The sequence below is a fragment of the Streptomyces sp. NPDC050564 genome, assembly GCF_044457265.1.
Lineage (GTDB): Bacteria > Actinomycetota > Actinomycetes > Streptomycetales > Streptomycetaceae > Streptomyces.
In genome coordinates, this window is record NZ_JBITGS010000090.1 from 1 (window position 1) to 14,192 (window position 14,192).

Genomic DNA, 14,192 nt, shown 5'->3' on the forward strand with positions numbered 1-14,192 from the left:
TGGCCGAGCGGGTCGGGCTGGCTGGTGGAGATGATCCAGTCGGCGTTGCCCGCCGTCTCGGCGTGGCCGTTGTCGAACAGGATGCGGTGCGTGGTCGCCGCGTGAGCAGGGGACGCGGTGGACGTCTGGAGAGCGGCTCCGGTGAGCAGGACGCCGAGCGCGGTCAGGGCGACGGCGAGTCTGTGGCGGGGTTTTGTGGGGGTGAGCATCCGGCTTTCCTCCATGAGTGGGGGACTGTGGAAGAGGCGGTGCGGGCGTCGATCTGCGCGCGTAGAACGGCCGTTGAACAACTGCCGTTCCACACAAGGGTGGACAGTACACACAAGATCACGGCCGCCGGGAGACCCTTCGGCGACTTCTCAGAAAGCTCTTACCGTGCGTCGCAACTTCCACATGAGGAAGGTAAGTTGACGCTCCGTCAAGAGGCTTCTGTCAGCCAGGGCCTGACCTGCTTGCGTGCCTCGTGCAGACGGGACTTGAGCGTGCCGAGCGGGATGCCCACCCGCTCGGCCACCTCCGCGTACTCCAGCTGGCAGATGTCCCGGTAGACCAACGGCGCCACCAGATGCGGGTGTTCCCGCTCCAGGCGCTCCAGCGCCTCCAGGAGGTCGACCCGGGATCCGGCGATGACGCTGGTGGTGCGCGGATCGACATGCTGCGACGCGTCGATGACGACCGGCTGCTCGGCCGCGCGCCGCTTCAGCTCGCGGTACTTCTGGCGGGCGCAGTTCGCGACCACCGTGTACAGCCAGGTGCTGAAGCGGCTGCGGCCCTCGAACGTGGTGATCTTCCGGGACACCTGGAGGAGGACGTCCTGGGCCGCCTCCTCGGCGTCCTCGCGACAGGGCAGGAAGCGCCCGCAGCGCCGTACGACCTCGGGCTGGACCTTCTGGAGCAACGCGTCCAGCGCCGCCCCGTCACCGGCGGCCGCGCGCAGAGCGAGCTCCTCGGTCTCCGCCGCGTCCTGCACTGCGTGCTCCCCTCGGTGTCGATCAGAGGCCAGGCATGATAGTCGCATGCCCTTCCTGGGGCGGTTCCGGCGGCATGGCGAACGCCGCCTCCGAGGGGCCTCGCATGGGCCCAGGTACGCTCAGGCTCAGTACGCGACGAGCCCGAGCTCCCGGAATTGCTTACGCACGCGCTCCGTCAAGGTCTGATCGGGAACCGGGTTGTCCCGCAGCGGGAAAGGGATTCCCAGGGCTTCGTACTTCGCGGCGCCGAGCTTGTGGAAGGGCAGGACGTCCACCCGATCGACATTGCCGAGTCCGGCGACGAACTGGGCGAGCCCGGCGACGGCCTCCGGGTCGTCGTTCCAGCCGGGGACGAGGACATAGCGGATCCACATGGGGATGCCGAGGCGGTCCAGGCGAGTGGCGAAGCTGAGCGTGGGCGCCAGTTCTCCGCCGGTCAGCTTCCGGTACGTAGGGATGTCGAAGGACTTGATGTCCAGAAGCACCAGGTCCGTATCGGCGAGGAGTTGATCCGTGGCGCGGGCGCCGAGGAAGCCGGAGGTGTCGAGGGCCGTGTGCAGTCCCGCCTCCCTGCAGCGGCGCAGAAGCTCTGCGGTGAAGGCCGGCTGGAGCAACGGCTCCCCTCCCGTGATCGTCACACCGCCCCCGGCCGTCGTGACGAAGACCCGGTACTTGTCGATCTCCGCCATCACTTCGTCGGCGGTGACTTCGCGGCCGTCCCGCATGTGCCAGGTGTCGGGGTTGGCACAGTAGAGGCAGCGCAGCGGGCAGCCGTTGACGAAGAGGACGAACCGGGTCCCGGGACCGTCCACGCCGGTGGACAGGTCCCAGGAGTGGATCCGGCCGGTCGTCACGGGCTTCACAGCGTTCCGTGGAAGGTGCGGCTGATCACGTCGAGCTGCTGCTCGCGGGTCAGCCGGACGAAGTTGACGGCGTACCCGGAGACCCGGATGGTCAACTCCGGGTACTTCTCCGGGTGTTCCATCGCGTCCTCCAGCATGGCCCGGTCCAGGACGTTGACGTTCATATGGAAGCCACCCGAGGCCATGTACGCGTCGAGGATGCCGACCAGGTGGCCGACGCGCTCGCCGGGCGCGTGCCCCAGGCCCTCCGGGGTGATCGTCGTCGTCAGCGAGATGCCGTCACGGGCCTGCTCGTACGGGAGCTTGGCGACGGAGAGCGCGGAGGCGGCCACCCCGTGCCGGTCGCGGCCGTTCATGGGGTTGGCGCCGGGCGCGAAGGGCTGCCCGGCGCGCCGGCCGTCGGGGGTGTTCCCGGTGTGCTGGCCATAGACGACGTTCGAGGTGATCGTCAGCACCGACTGGGTGTGTTCGGCGTCCCGGTAGGCAGGGTGCTTGCACACTTTGGCCATGAAGGACTCGACCAGCCCGACGGCGACGGCGTCCGCACGATCGTCATTGTTGCCGTATGCCGGGAAGTCGCCCTCGACCGCGTAGTCCACGGCCAGACCGGTTTCGTCCCGGATCACCTTCACCCGCGCGTTCTTCACGGCGGACAGGCTGTCGGCGGCGACCGACAGGCCCGCGATGCCGCAGGCCATGAAGCGGTGCACGGGATGGTCGTGCAGCGCCATCTCGATGCGCTCGTAGGCGTACTTGTCGTGCATGTAGTGGATGACGTTGAGCGTGTTGACGTAGGTCCCCGCGAGCCAGTCCAGCATGCGGTCGTAGGCCGCCGACAGTTCCTCGTACTCCAGATACTCACCGGTCAGCGCGGGCGCCTCGGGGGCGATCTGCTCGCCGCTCATCTCGTCTCGGCCGCCGTTGATCGCGTACAGCAGCGCCTTGGCGAGATTGACCCGGGCGCCGAAGAACTGCATCTGCTTGCCGACCGCCATCGCCGACACGCAACATGCGATCGCCGTGTCGTCACCGGTGCAAGGGCGCATCAGCTCGTCGGATTCGTACTGGACGGCGCTGGTGTCGATGGAGACCTTGGCGCAGAACTCCTTGAAGCCGGACGGCAGCCGAGGCGACCACAGCACCGTCAGGTTGGGCTCGGGCGCCGGGCCGAGGTTGTAGAGGGTCTGCAGGAAGCGGAAAGAGGTGCGGGTGACCAGGGGGCGGCCGTCCGCGCCGAGGCCGCCGATGGACTCCGTCACCCAGGTCGGGTCACCGGAGAAGAGCGTGTCGTACTCGGGCGTGCGCAGGAAGCGTACGATCCGCAGCTTGATCACGAAGTCGTCGATCAGCTCCTGGGCGCGGGGCTCGTCGATCGAGTCCTCCTCCAGGTCCCGCTGGATGTAGACGTCCAGGAAGGTGGAGGTGCGGCCCAGGGACATCGCGGCGCCGTTTTGTTCCTTCACAGCGGCGAGGTAGCCGAGGTAGAGCCACTGCACGGCTTCGTGGGCGGTGGTGGCAGGGCGGGAGACGTCGCAGCCGTAGGTGGCCGCCATCCGCGTGAGCTCGCCCAACGCCCTTATCTGCTCAGCGAGTTCCTCGCGGTCGCGGATGACGTGCTCCGTCGACGGCGCAGCGTCCAGCAACGCGCGCTCGGCGCGCTTGGCCTCGGTCAACCGGTCCGTGCCGTACAACGCCACCCGCCGGTAGTCGCCGATGATCCGGCCGCGGCCGTACGCGTCGGGCAGCCCCGTGATGATGCCTGCCTTACGGACGGCGCGCATCTCGGGGGTGTACGCATCGAAGACACCGTCGTTGTGGGTCTTGCGGTAGGTACCGAAGACGCGGGTGACGAAGGGGTCGGGCTCGTAGCCGTACGCCTTCAGGCTGTTCTCGACCATCCGCAGGCCGCCGTTCGGCATGACCGCGCGCTTCAGCGGGGCATCGGTCTGCAGGCCGACGATCAGCTCCCGCTCGCGGTCGATGTATCCGGGCGCGTGCGAGGTGATCGTCGAAGGGGTCCTGGTGTCGACGTCGAGGATGCCCCTGCGCCGTTCTTCCGGGAACAGAGCGCTGACTTTCTCCCAGACCTCCCGCGTACGGTGCGTCGGGCCGGCCAGGAAGGCCGCGTCACCTTCGTACGGCGTGTAATTGGCCTGGATGAAGTCGCGTACATCGACACGCTCTCGCCACTGCGTCCCGGCGAAACCGCGCCATGCCTCGGACGCGCGCGTTCCGACCGTCACTGTCGCTGTCATCGCCGGTTCTCTCCCTCTGCTCCGCACGGGAATGTCTCCCTTTCGATACTTGTGTGACGCGATGGCCACCGGGAGGGCCGTGCAGTGCCCATGCCCCCGCCGTCCGGCCTCCGGCCGGGGCCGTTCGGCCCCCTGGGCACAGGCGCTCACGCGGCAGGGAGGTCCGGCCTGACGAGCGTGCCCGACCTGCCGTGGACGATCTCGTACGCCGCGTCCAGGGCACCGATCGCGGCCAGTCCCCCGGTGCGTTCGACGAACCGGGCGGCGGCCTCGGCCTTGGGGCCCATCGAGCCGTCCGGGAAGCCGCGCCGGCGCAACTCGGTGGGTGTGGCGCCCAGGACGGGCCGCTGGTGGGGAGTGCCGTAGCCGTCGTAGACACACGGCACGTCGGTGAGGATGAGCAGGAAGTCGGCCTTCAGGTCCTCGGCGAGCAGGGCCGCCGTCAGGTCCTTGTCTATGACCGCCTCTGCTCCCGTCACCGCCCCGGTGTCGTGGTCGGCGACGACGGGGACGCCTCCACCGCCTGCGCAGATGACGAGAGTGCCGCTGCTGAGCAGTTCGTGGACGGTCTCGGTCTCGACAATCCGCTCGGGCGCCGGAGAGGGGACGACGCGGCGCCAACCGCTGCTGTCCGCGGCAATGTGCCAGCCACGCTTACGGGCCAGCAACGCCGCCAGTTCGTAGGGGTACACCTGGCCCACGAACTTCGTGGGACGGTCGAAAGCCGGGTCGTCGGCCCGAACAAGGGTGTGAGTGACCAGCACGGCGATCCGGCGGCCGGGCAGGGCGTTGTGAAGGGTGCGGGCCAGCAGGGAGCCGATCATGCCTTGGGTCTGGGCGCCGAGCAGGTCCAGCGGATACGGGGCACTGAGGGCAGAGTCGGCGGCGCTCTCGATGGCGAGCAGGCCGATCTGGGGGCCGTTGCCGTAAGTGATGACGATCTCGTGCTCGTGGGCCAGGGCGGCGATCGCGGTGGTCACCCGGTCGATGTTCGCCTGCTGGACGGCCGCGTCGGGGTGTTCGCCACGGTGCAGCAGAGCGTTGCCGCCGAGGGCGATGACCATGCGCATGGTTCAGTCCTCCAAGGGGCGGCGAGTACGGCCTTGATGGTGCGCAGCCGGTTCTCCGCGTGGTCGAAGACAAGGGAGGCGGGCGAAGTGCTCCTTGCGCGGTTTACCGCGGATGGGGCGATCCGTGAACGATTCTTCTGCGCGGGCCCGCTCATGGTGAGTGGCCACCTTTCCCGCCGCCGGGGCCATTGGTCCCGGCGTGTCGTCCCGATCGGCCCCGGCCGGGACAGGGACAGCCTTCAGGAGGAGAGGTCGGCCCCGTAGACCGTGCGTCCTCCCACGAGTTGACGGCCACTGACCAACTCGGACTCGATGCGGATGAAGACTTCCTCACGTACAGCCAGCCACGGGCGCGGAACGCTCAGGGACAACCGGGCGTGCTCGGCGGGGTCGGTCACCACCGTGGCGCGGCCGGTCACCACGACGCTCCAACCGGAGTGGGTCGTCACGTCCACCTCGTCCGCTTCGAAGGCGACCACCACGCCATCGACGGCAGAGGCCAGCTCCGAGTCGGCGGAGGTGCGCAGCAGTACCGCGGAATCGTTGTCCAGGCAGAAATTGACCGGCAGGACCGCGGGCAAGGCGTGACGCGTGTGGACGATGCGGCCGATCGGTGCACCCTCCAGCAGACGGAGGCACTCTTGTCGGTCGAGGTCACGGAAGCCGTCGTTGGGGTTCATCACGGAGATCACTTTCACGCAGTACAGCGGTACGCGTTTCATCCTGTGGGGCTGCGGGGTACGGAGGCGAGGGCCCATCGGTCCAGGACGGCCGGAGAGTGGCCGCCCGTCGGGCCCTGCGATCGACCGGGGTCACCGCACCTCGATCCGGTGCCCGGCGGTGTTGACGGGCTCGATACGCTCGCCGCCTGCCCATGGACCGCTGTACGCAAGCGCCTCCAGCCGTTCCACGGCGTCGGGCTCCCGCACGGCTCGGGCACGGCCGCGTACGAGCACGCTCCAGCCCTGGCTGAGCGCCTCGTCTATGTGGTCGACCTCGAAGGCTACGAGCGCCCCGGCGGCTGTCGCGGGAACGGCGTCGGGTGCCGTCCTGAAGGTGCGTGACCTTGTATGTCCAGCCTGACCGTGGCAGATGCTGTTCACATGGGCCGGTCGGTCCCCATCGCCGGACCGAGCGGTCCCGTTCGAACCGACCGACGCCTGCGCGTGAGCGCACCAAGCCGACCTCTCCTCACCAACTCGGGCTGACCGGCCCAACGCCCCACGCGAGCGGGCTCCGGACGGCCCAGTGATGCCGTCCGGTCGGCCCCTGCCGCCACTCACTGCCGGATGTCACGTTGCTGTCCTCGATGACGAGGAGGTGCAGTGCGATGCGCAGGACAAAGCGTGTGAGGCAGCTGCTGTGGCGGTGGCGCAGCAATCCGCTGCGACGGCACGACGACGTCATCGAGGCGTGGTTCATTCTGGTCGTCTGGACCGTCATCGCGTTGGGCGGCACCGTGATCGGCGTGATGGCAGGCCATGCCGCCGACGAGTCCTTCCGGCAGCTGCGCCACGAGCGGCACTCGGTCCGAGCCGTCCTCGTCGAGAGCACGACACGGACTGTGCCGACGGCGGAAGGCACAACCTATGACCGTGTCCGGGCGAAGGTCCGCTGGACGGCGTCGGACGGCTCCGCCCATACTGGCCGGGCCCTGGTGGGCTCGGGACACCGGGCCGGATCGCAGGTCGTGGTCTGGCTGAACGACGCGGGGCAGCCCACCACGGAGCCGCCGACCGCCTCGAAGGCGGCTTTGGAGGCGGGCGCGCTCGGCGCCGGAGCCGCAGTCGCTTTCGCCGGCCTGACGTTCGCCGCCGGCCGCGTCGCGCAATGGCGGCTCGATCAGCGCCGCTACGACCGATGGGGCCGCGAGTGGGACCAGCTCGGAGCTCAGGGGGACGCAAGACCACATGACCCGTAGCGGCTGACCCCGTCCATGGGTCGACCGTCCAAGTGAAGCCGACCTCGCAGGGCGGCCTCGTCCTGGTCGCCCCTCCGGCGCGCACCGCACATGGCCGGTCACGTAGGTCGACCGTCCTCCCAGGACGGGTCCACAGGGCCCTCGCGACGTCGCTCGCGAAATGGTCAGACTGGTCTTGAGCCCGACCCGGCGATTTGCCCGCCGGGGTGAAGGAGCTGATCACCATGACGACTCTGGTGGGATTCCCGGACCGTCCGGTCCGGGTGTACGCACGTCTCGACGCACCGTTGTCCCGGTGGCTGTGGCTGGTGAAGTGGATCCTGGCCATCCCGCACTACGTGGTGCTGTTCTTCCTCTGGATCGCCTTCACCGTGGTGAGCGTGATCGCGTTCTTCGCCATCCTGTTCACCGAGCGCTACCCGCGCCCGCTCTTCGATTTCAACCTGGGTGTATTGCGGTGGAGTTGGCGAGTCGCCTACTACTCGTACGGCGCCCTCGGCACCGACAGGTATCCACCGTTCAGCCTGGGCGAGGAACCGGACTACCCAGCGCGGCTGGACATCGCCTATCCGGAGCGGCTCTCCCGCGGTCTGGTGCTGGTGAAGTGGTGGCTCCTGGCCATCCCGCACTACATCGTCATCGGCTTCTTCCTCGGCGGCGTCCACCACGGTTGGTGGGACAGCGGACTCATCACCGTGCTGGCGGTCATCGCCGCTGTGATCCTGGCGTTCACCGAGAAGTACCCGAAGGATCTGTACGACCTGATCCTCGGCCTCATCCGGTGGGTGCTGCGAGTCGCCGCGTACGCGGCCCTGATGACGGACACGTACCCGCCGTTCCGCCTCGACATGGGCGGCTCGGAGCCGACGGTCCCACTGGACCAGCCGTGATCACCGCGGTGGTGACAGGCTTCCATCACCGCACGGGCCCCCGGGTGGCAACCCCGGGGCCCATGCGAGCGCCGCGGATGGTCTGGATGGTCAGTCGTGCGGAATCACCGCGACCGGGGCAGCGGAGTGGTGCAGTACGGCTTGTGTCACGGGTCCAATGTGAGAACCGGCCGGCGTACGACGGTTGCGACGGCCCACGACGACCAGTGAGGCATCCCGGGAAGCGTCGACCAGATGGGATCCCGCGCTGCCGATGACGGCCTGCTCGTTCACCTCGATGCCGGGGAACTTATCTCGCCACGGCCGCAGTACCTCGGTCAGCCGGTGCTGTACCTGTGCGCCCAGCTCCGCGTTGAGCTGAGGGTCGAGGGCACCGCCGTATCCGTAGTAATAGGGCGGCAGACTCCAACCGTGGACGACACGCAGGCCCGCCGCCCGGCGGGAGGCGGCGTCGAACGCGAACCCGAGCACGGAGTCATCGGGATTCTCCAGGTCCAGACCGAGCACGACATCGCCGGTCAGATGGTCGTCCTCGTGGCGCTCACCTGCTCGTACGAGAACGACCGGCCGCTCGGTCCGGGCCACGACGGCGAGTGCCACGGAGCCCACCAGGAACCCGGCGACTGCGCCGAGGCCCCGCGACCCGAGCACCAGAAGATCGGCGTCTTCGGCGACAGCCAACAATGCGGTGACGGGCTGCTCCGGAATCCGTTCGGCGCTGATCGACAGACGAGGGTGGCGTTCTGCAATCCGGGCGGCGGTCTCCCGCGGCAGACGCTCGGCCCACTCGCGCCGCGGGTCGTCCTCGGACGGTGGTACGGCGGCGCCTGCCAGCGGTGAGTACGTATAGGGATGCCACTGCCACGCGTGCACGAGACGCAGGGGCGCGTCGCGCAGCAGCGCCTCGCGGGCAGCCCAGTCGGCTGCGGCGAGACTCTCGGGCGAGCCGTCCAGGCCGACGGTGATGTTGCGGGACATGTGCGGACCTCCTTCAAGGGGTGCACTTCAAGTCTCCGGACTCGGAGCTTGCGCAGGCAGGGGCCGCTGGTCCCGGCCCAGGACCGGTCGGCCCATGTGGCGACGGGTCCTCGCGGCGGGCGCGGACGATGATGCCGGCAGACAACGCCCTTTCTGCGCAGGGCATTTGAGTTCGCCCGCCGCGGAGAGAGGACAGACCACCCACTGCCCGCGCACTAGTGCGGCGATGGCCAAATGTCCTTGCCCGAGCGTCCGATCAGACGACAACGACGGGGCAGTGCGAACGATGCAGCAGGACATGGGCCACCGGGCCCAGTTGTGGGCCCGGCCGGCGGGAGCGGTGGTGGGCGCCGACGACCACGACGGCGGCATCGCGCGTCGCGTCCAGCAAAGCCTGCGACGGCCCGGTGCGAACCGTGCTGGTCTCCACCTCGACTGGGGGTACCGCTGCCGGAGCCCGGTCATCGCGAAGCGGGGCACGGCCTGTACGGTCCGCATCCGCCGGCCCATGTCCCCCGGCCCATGTCTGCGGGCACGGGGGCGGGTACCTCTGACACCGGGTGCCGGTGGGACCGGGCGCCCAGCACACGCAGCCGGGCCCCGCGGCGCTCCGCCTCCGCGAAGGCGAACGCCGCGGCGTCCGCGTCGGCATCACTCTCCAGGCCGAGCACCACCTCGTCGCGACCTGCGGACCGGTGGTTCCCCCGTACGACGAGCAGCGGACCGCGCGTGCACGCGCCCAGCCGCAGGCTCACCGAGCCGAAGAGCAGGCCGGCGATGCCGCCGAACCGCGTGTGCCGACCACGGTGAGCGCCGCGTCCCGACCGTGCCGCGCCAGCGCCTGGACCGATCCGCCCTCGAAGGCCGAGGCCGTGACGGGCAGGCCGGGGTACCGTTCGTTCACCCGTGCCGTCGCGGACGCTAGTACGGGACCGGCCTCGTCGAGGTCGGGCACGGCATACACGACGTCCAGCACGGCGCCGCGCAGCACCGCTTCCTCGGCGGCCCGGTCCAGGGCCCGTACGGCGATGAGCGAGCCGTCCACGCCGACGGTGACATGACGGGTGGTCATATCTGTCCCTCCCTCGATCACTGCTGTCTAGTGCCGCGTCAGCCAAGGTTCGCCCCGTCGCGACGCCCGGCACGCTCCCCCACTGCCGTAAGGGCGTGGGAGGTGCCCCCACTCGCCGCACCGGCCGAAAGCCCAAGTACATCCAGTACGAGGACTTCCGGCCGGCACTCCCCCAGCCTTCGGCCGGGGGACCCCCAGAGCACGCACCGGACGCCGCTCCTCAACGGGCAAACCTTGGCTGACGCGGCACTAGGTGGCGGCCGACGCGCCGTCGGCGCGGTTCGCGAGGGCGGCGCGGCCTGCTTCGAGGCGGGCGGCCGGGACGCGGAACGGGGAGCAGGAGACGTAGTCGAGGCCGGTGTCGTGGAAGAAGTGGATGGAGTCGGGGTCACCGCCGTGTTCGCCGCAGACGCCGATCTTCAGGCCAGGGTTCGTGGCGCGGCCCTCCTCGACGGCGATACGGACCAGGCGGCCCACCCCGGCCCGGTCGAGGGTTTCGAAGGGCGAGGTGACGAAGATGCCCTGGGCGAGATACGCCGGGAAGAAGGACGCCTCGACGTCGTCGCGGGACATGCCCCACGCCGTCTGTGTCAGGTCGTTGGTGCCGAAGGAGAAGAAGTCGGCGGCCTCGGCGATACGGCCGGCGGTCAGCGCTGCACGCGGCAGTTCGATCATCGTGCCGATGGGACAGTCGATCGTGAGCCCGGAGGCGTCCGCCACCTCGGCGAGTACGCGCTCCGCCGCCGTCCGCACGATCCGCAGCTCCTCGACCGTGCCGACCAACGGCACCATGATCTCGGCCTTGGGGTTTCCCCCGTCCTCCAGCCGCTCCACGACGGCCTCGGCGATCGCCCGTACTTGCATCTCGACCAGACCGGGCACGACGAGTCCCAGACGCACGCCGCGCAGTCCGAGCATGGGGTTGCTCTCATGCATCCGCTCGACAGCCGTCAGCAGGCGCTCGTCGTGCGTGGTCGGGTGAGTGGCGACGCGTACGGCGAGCTCGGTGCGGTCGGGCAGGAACTCGTGCAACGGCGGGTCGATGAGCCGAATCGTCACCGGCAGTCCGTCCATCGCGGCCAGGATTCCGGCGAAGTCGGCCCGTTGGAGCGGCAACAGCGCGTCCAGGGCCGAGCACCGTCCGGTCTCGTCCTCGGCGAGGATCATCGCCTCGACCAGGCTCCGCCGTTCACCCAGGAACATGTGCTCGGTGCGGCACAGACCGATGCCCTCGGCCCCGTAGCGGCGAGCGCGAGCCGCGTCCTCGGGGGTGTCGGCGTTGGCACGCACGCCCAAGTGCCGTACAGCGTCGGCGTGTTCGAGGGTGCGGGTCACGGCGTCCGTCAACGCACCGTCGCGTTCCCCGGTGTCAAGGAAGCGGCCCACCGGCGAGTCGGTGAGCGGCAGAGACCCGAGGTGGACCGTGCCCGCCGTGCCGTCCACGGAGATCACCGTGCCTTCGGCGAGCACGGTCCGGTCGGGTGCGGTGAGCGTCCGTGCCTCGACGTCCACCGTCAGTTCCTCGGCCCCGCACACACAAACCTTGCCCATCCCGCGCGCCACGACGGCCGCGTGGCTGGTCTTGCCGCCGCGGCTGGTGAGCACGGCCTCGGCCGCGACCATCCCGGGCAGATCGTCGGGGGTGGTCTCGCGGCGTACGAGAATCACCTTCTCCCTCGTCGCGGCGCGGCGCACCGCCTCCGCCGAGTCGAAGACGATCGCCCCGACAGCAGCGCCTGGAGAGGCCGCGACGCCGTGCGCCAGCGGCTTCGTTTCGGCGTGTCCCTCGAAGCGGGGGAACATCAGGCGGGCGAGCTGCGTCCCTCCGACGCGGACGAGCGCTTCATCCTCGTCGATCAGCTTCTCGTCGACGAGCGCCTCGGCGATACGGAAGGCGGCCTCGGCAGTGCGCTTGCCGACCCTGGTCTGGAGCATCCAGAGCGTGCCCCGCTCGATCGTGAACTCGACGTCGCACAGATCGCGGTAGTGGTGCTCCAACGTACCCATGTGGTCGATGAGTTGCCGGTACGAGGACGGGTCGAGCCGTTCCAGTTCGGCCAGCGGTACGGCGTTACGGATGCCGGCGACCACGTCCTCGCCCTGAGCATCCGGCAAGTAGTCGCCGTAGACGCCGCGGGCGCCGGTGGCCGGGTCGCGGGTGAAGGCGACGCCCGTGCCGGAGTCCGGGCCGAGGTTGCCGAAGACCATGACCTGGATGTTGACGGCGGTGCCCAGGTCATCGGGAATGTGTTCGCGGCGGCGGTAGAGCCGGGCCCGCTCGCTGTTCCAGGAGCGGAAGACCGCCTGGATCGCCCGGTACAGCTGCTCGCCCGGGTCCTGCGGGAACTCCTCGCCCGTCGCGTCCCGGATCACCTTCTTGAAGCCCTCGACGAGCTGGGCGGGATCGTCGTTGCTCCCGCGCCGGTCGAAGAGTTCGGGAGCGATGCCGAGGACGGTACGGCCGTACATCTGGAGGAGCCGGCGGTAGGAGTCCCAGGCGAACCGCTCGCGGCCGGTGGCCTTGGCGAGCCCGAGGACGGACTCGTCGCCGAGGCCGATGTCGAGGATGGTCTCCATCATCCCGGGCATCGAGAACTTGCTGCCCGAACGCACTGACAGCAGCAGCGGGTTGTCCCGTCCGCCCAGCTCACGGCCTGTCCTACGCTCCAACTCGGCCAGCATGTGGGCGGCTTGGGCGCCCAGCTCCCCCGGTTCCTCACCGGTGGCCAGGTACTCCCGGCAGGCGTGGGTGGTGACGGTGAAACCGGGCGGTACGGGCAGTCCCAGCCGGGTCATCTCCGCGAGGTTCGCTCCCTTGCCGCCGAGGAGGTCCGCCATGTCACGGCTGCCGTCGGCGAAGTCGTACACATACCGGGTCATTTCTCTCACCCTCCGGGGCTGTTCAGACGTGCGGGACGACGGCAACGGGGCAGGGTGCGTGGTGCAGCACGGCGTGTACGACCGAGCCGACATGGGTGCCGAGACGGGCTTCCCTTACCTGGCGTCCCACCACGACGAGAGCCGCACCGGTCGAGGCGCTTACCAGCTCCCTGGCGGCACGCCCTTCGGTCACGGTCTCGGCGACGACTACCTCGGGGAACTTCTCGCACCATGGGCGCAGCGTCGCGACCACGGCGTGCTCGTGCTCGGCGAGCAGCTCCGGGCCGTTCACCGGGGCGAGCCTATCCACCGCCGCGAAGCCCGACGGGGCGCTGAAGGCGTGAATCACCCGCAGCGAGGCTCCACGGCGTAGGGCGGCGTCGAAGGCGAACTCGATCAGTTCGTCACAGGGCCGGTCGGTGTCGAGGCCGAGAACGACGTCGCGGTAGGGGGTCTCGGGTATCTCCTCGGGGGAAATCCCGTCCACTGCCGAGAAGTGCTCGTCGGCGACGCACTCTCCCGCCCGGACCAGCACCACGGGATGCGGTGCCCTGGCGATGATTCGTTGCGACACCGACCCCGTCAGGAACCCCGCGACGCCGCCGAGTCCGCGGGAGCCGAGAACCAGCAGATCAGCCTGCTCGGCAGCCGACAGAAGGGCTGCGACCGGCGCTTCCGCCACGGACTGGTCAATGACCTGCAGGCCGGAGTGCGCGGCCCGCATGCTCTCCGATGCCCGGGCCAGCATGTCCTCGGCCCAGGACCGCTGCGACATGTCCGCGGGCACGGACGGAGCCGGCCGCAGCTGCCACTCCCATGCGTGCACCAGGCGCAGCGCCGCGCCTCGGCGCATAGCTTCGCGGGCCGCCCAGTGCGCTGCGGCCAGACTTTCCGGAGAGCCATCGATCCCCGCGGCGACGTGTCGAAGCATGATCCGCACCTCCTGAATGCATGCCCGTGGATTCCTCTTCTCCCATCGAGCCTGATACCGGGGAGAGCAGGGTTCCAGGGGCCGGGCAGGCCCTTCCGAGGGTCCTTCCGGCCCAAGGCTGTCCCAGCGCCCACGGCACGGGCGGCGTCCCTCCCGCACTGGCGCGGGGACCGGCTAGAGACCTCAGCTCTGACCGATGCCATGCGGCCCGGCCTCGGGGCCGGGTGGCCCATGGTGAAGGCGGGGTGCTGGGGCGAGATTGGAGTCGACCTGCTGCACAAGGAGGAGTTCCGCGACAGCGACCCGGACCGCTTCACGCAACTTCGGCGCCTCTCGGACCTCGGCAAGGCCGGCGCGGTGA

13 protein-coding genes and 1 pseudogene are annotated in these 14,192 nt (G+C 69.5%); 2 read left to right on the forward strand and 12 right to left on the reverse strand.

What is annotated here, in order from left to right; translation table 11 throughout:
* The 7 genes and pseudogenes from ACIBK0_RS50985 to ACIBK0_RS51015 form a co-directional block, all read right to left on the reverse strand.
* Positions 1–209 (reverse strand): annotated as a pseudogene (locus ACIBK0_RS50985) (hydrolase); the annotation flags it as partial.
* Positions 210–418: 209 nt separating this feature from the next.
* The gene (locus tag ACIBK0_RS50990; RefSeq protein WP_399097138.1) at positions 419–970 is read right to left on the reverse strand and encodes an RNA polymerase sigma factor; all 552 of its coding nucleotides are present in this window, start codon (positions 968–970) and stop codon (positions 419–421) included.
* Positions 971–1,096: 126 nt separating this feature from the next.
* On the reverse strand, positions 1,097–1,834 hold the full coding sequence (gene pflA / locus ACIBK0_RS50995) for a pyruvate formate-lyase-activating protein (RefSeq protein ID WP_399097141.1): 738 nt from the start codon (positions 1,832–1,834) through the stop codon (positions 1,097–1,099).
* Positions 1,831–4,089 carry a formate C-acetyltransferase gene (gene pflB, locus ACIBK0_RS51000; RefSeq protein WP_399097144.1) on the reverse strand — a complete coding sequence of 753 codons (2,259 nt, stop codon included), beginning with the start codon at positions 4,087–4,089 and terminating at the stop codon, positions 1,831–1,833. The genes pflA and pflB overlap by 4 nt, the downstream gene beginning before the upstream one ends.
* 146 nt (positions 4,090–4,235) lie before the next feature.
* Positions 4,236–5,159 (reverse strand): carbamate kinase, encoded by a 924-nt coding sequence (locus ACIBK0_RS51005; protein WP_399097147.1) that lies wholly within the window; start codon positions 5,157–5,159, stop codon positions 4,236–4,238.
* Positions 5,160–5,398: 239 nt separating this feature from the next.
* Positions 5,399–5,839: a pyridoxamine 5'-phosphate oxidase family protein gene (locus tag ACIBK0_RS51010; RefSeq protein ID WP_399097175.1), complete on the reverse strand. Its 441-nt coding sequence runs from the start codon at positions 5,837–5,839 to the stop codon at positions 5,399–5,401.
* A 132-nt stretch (positions 5,840–5,971) separates the two neighbouring features.
* The gene (locus tag ACIBK0_RS51015; RefSeq protein WP_399097150.1) at positions 5,972–6,262 is read right to left on the reverse strand and encodes a pyridoxamine 5'-phosphate oxidase family protein; all 291 of its coding nucleotides are present in this window, start codon (positions 6,260–6,262) and stop codon (positions 5,972–5,974) included.
* 227 nt (positions 6,263–6,489) lie between these two features.
* On the opposite strand from ACIBK0_RS51015, the gene ACIBK0_RS51020 reads away from it, so the two are divergent.
* Both ACIBK0_RS51020 and ACIBK0_RS51025 read left to right on the forward strand, forming a co-directional pair.
* Positions 6,490–7,080, forward strand: a complete 591-nt coding sequence (locus ACIBK0_RS51020; protein WP_399097153.1) for a hypothetical protein — start codon at positions 6,490–6,492, stop codon at positions 7,078–7,080.
* A 224-nt stretch (positions 7,081–7,304) separates the two neighbouring features.
* On the forward strand, positions 7,305–7,970 hold the full coding sequence (locus ACIBK0_RS51025) for a DUF4389 domain-containing protein (protein ID WP_399097156.1): 666 nt from the start codon (positions 7,305–7,307) through the stop codon (positions 7,968–7,970).
* 90 nt (positions 7,971–8,060) lie between these two features.
* On the opposite strand, the gene ACIBK0_RS51030 is transcribed toward ACIBK0_RS51025, so the two are convergent.
* The 5 genes from ACIBK0_RS51030 to ACIBK0_RS51050 all read right to left on the reverse strand — a co-directional run bounded on the left by ACIBK0_RS51030 (position 8,061) and on the right by ACIBK0_RS51050 (position 13,831).
* A complete protein-coding gene (locus ACIBK0_RS51030; RefSeq protein WP_399097159.1) occupies positions 8,061–8,948 on the reverse strand; it encodes a universal stress protein in 888 nt (295 codons plus the stop codon).
* 256 nt (positions 8,949–9,204) lie between these two features.
* Positions 9,205–9,600, reverse strand: coding sequence for a universal stress protein (locus ACIBK0_RS51035; RefSeq protein ID WP_399097163.1), 396 nt, complete (start codon positions 9,598–9,600; stop codon positions 9,205–9,207).
* A gap of 99 nt (positions 9,601–9,699) precedes the next feature.
* On the reverse strand, positions 9,700–10,020 hold the full coding sequence (locus ACIBK0_RS51040) for a universal stress protein (protein WP_399097166.1): 321 nt from the start codon (positions 10,018–10,020) through the stop codon (positions 9,700–9,702).
* Between the two features lie 249 nt (positions 10,021–10,269).
* On the reverse strand, positions 10,270–12,900 hold the full coding sequence (ppdK, locus tag ACIBK0_RS51045) for a pyruvate, phosphate dikinase (RefSeq protein WP_399097169.1): 2,631 nt from the start codon (positions 12,898–12,900) through the stop codon (positions 10,270–10,272).
* 22 nt (positions 12,901–12,922) lie between these two features.
* Positions 12,923–13,831 carry a universal stress protein gene (locus ACIBK0_RS51050; protein WP_399097172.1) on the reverse strand — a complete coding sequence of 303 codons (909 nt, stop codon included), beginning with the start codon at positions 13,829–13,831 and terminating at the stop codon, positions 12,923–12,925.
* Between the last annotated feature and the right edge of the window lie 361 nt (positions 13,832–14,192).

Coding starts and splice junctions, on each gene's coding strand:
- ACIBK0_RS51010 (WP_399097175.1), bottom strand. CDS start 5,839: ATGAACCCCAACGACGGCTTCCGTGACCTCGACCGACAAGAGTGCCTC.
- ACIBK0_RS51005 (WP_399097147.1), bottom strand. CDS start 5,159: ATGCGCATGGTCATCGCCCTCGGCGGCAACGCTCTGCTGCACCGTGGC.
- ACIBK0_RS51035 (WP_399097163.1), bottom strand. CDS start 9,600: ATGCCGACGCGGACGCCGCGGCGTTCGCCTTCGCGGAGGCGGAGCGCC.
- ACIBK0_RS51050 (WP_399097172.1), bottom strand. CDS start 13,831: ATGCTTCGACACGTCGCCGCGGGGATCGATGGCTCTCCGGAAAGTCTG.
- ACIBK0_RS51025 (WP_399097156.1), top strand. CDS start 7,305: ATGACGACTCTGGTGGGATTCCCGGACCGTCCGGTCCGGGTGTACGCA.
- ACIBK0_RS51040 (WP_399097166.1), bottom strand. CDS start 10,020: ATGACCACCCGTCATGTCACCGTCGGCGTGGACGGCTCGCTCATCGCC.
- ppdK (WP_399097169.1), bottom strand. CDS start 12,900: ATGACCCGGTATGTGTACGACTTCGCCGACGGCAGCCGTGACATGGCG.
- pflB (WP_399097144.1), bottom strand. CDS start 4,089: ATGACAGCGACAGTGACGGTCGGAACGCGCGCGTCCGAGGCATGGCGC.
- ACIBK0_RS51020 (WP_399097153.1), top strand. CDS start 6,490: ATGCGCAGGACAAAGCGTGTGAGGCAGCTGCTGTGGCGGTGGCGCAGC.
- ACIBK0_RS51030 (WP_399097159.1), bottom strand. CDS start 8,948: ATGTCCCGCAACATCACCGTCGGCCTGGACGGCTCGCCCGAGAGTCTC.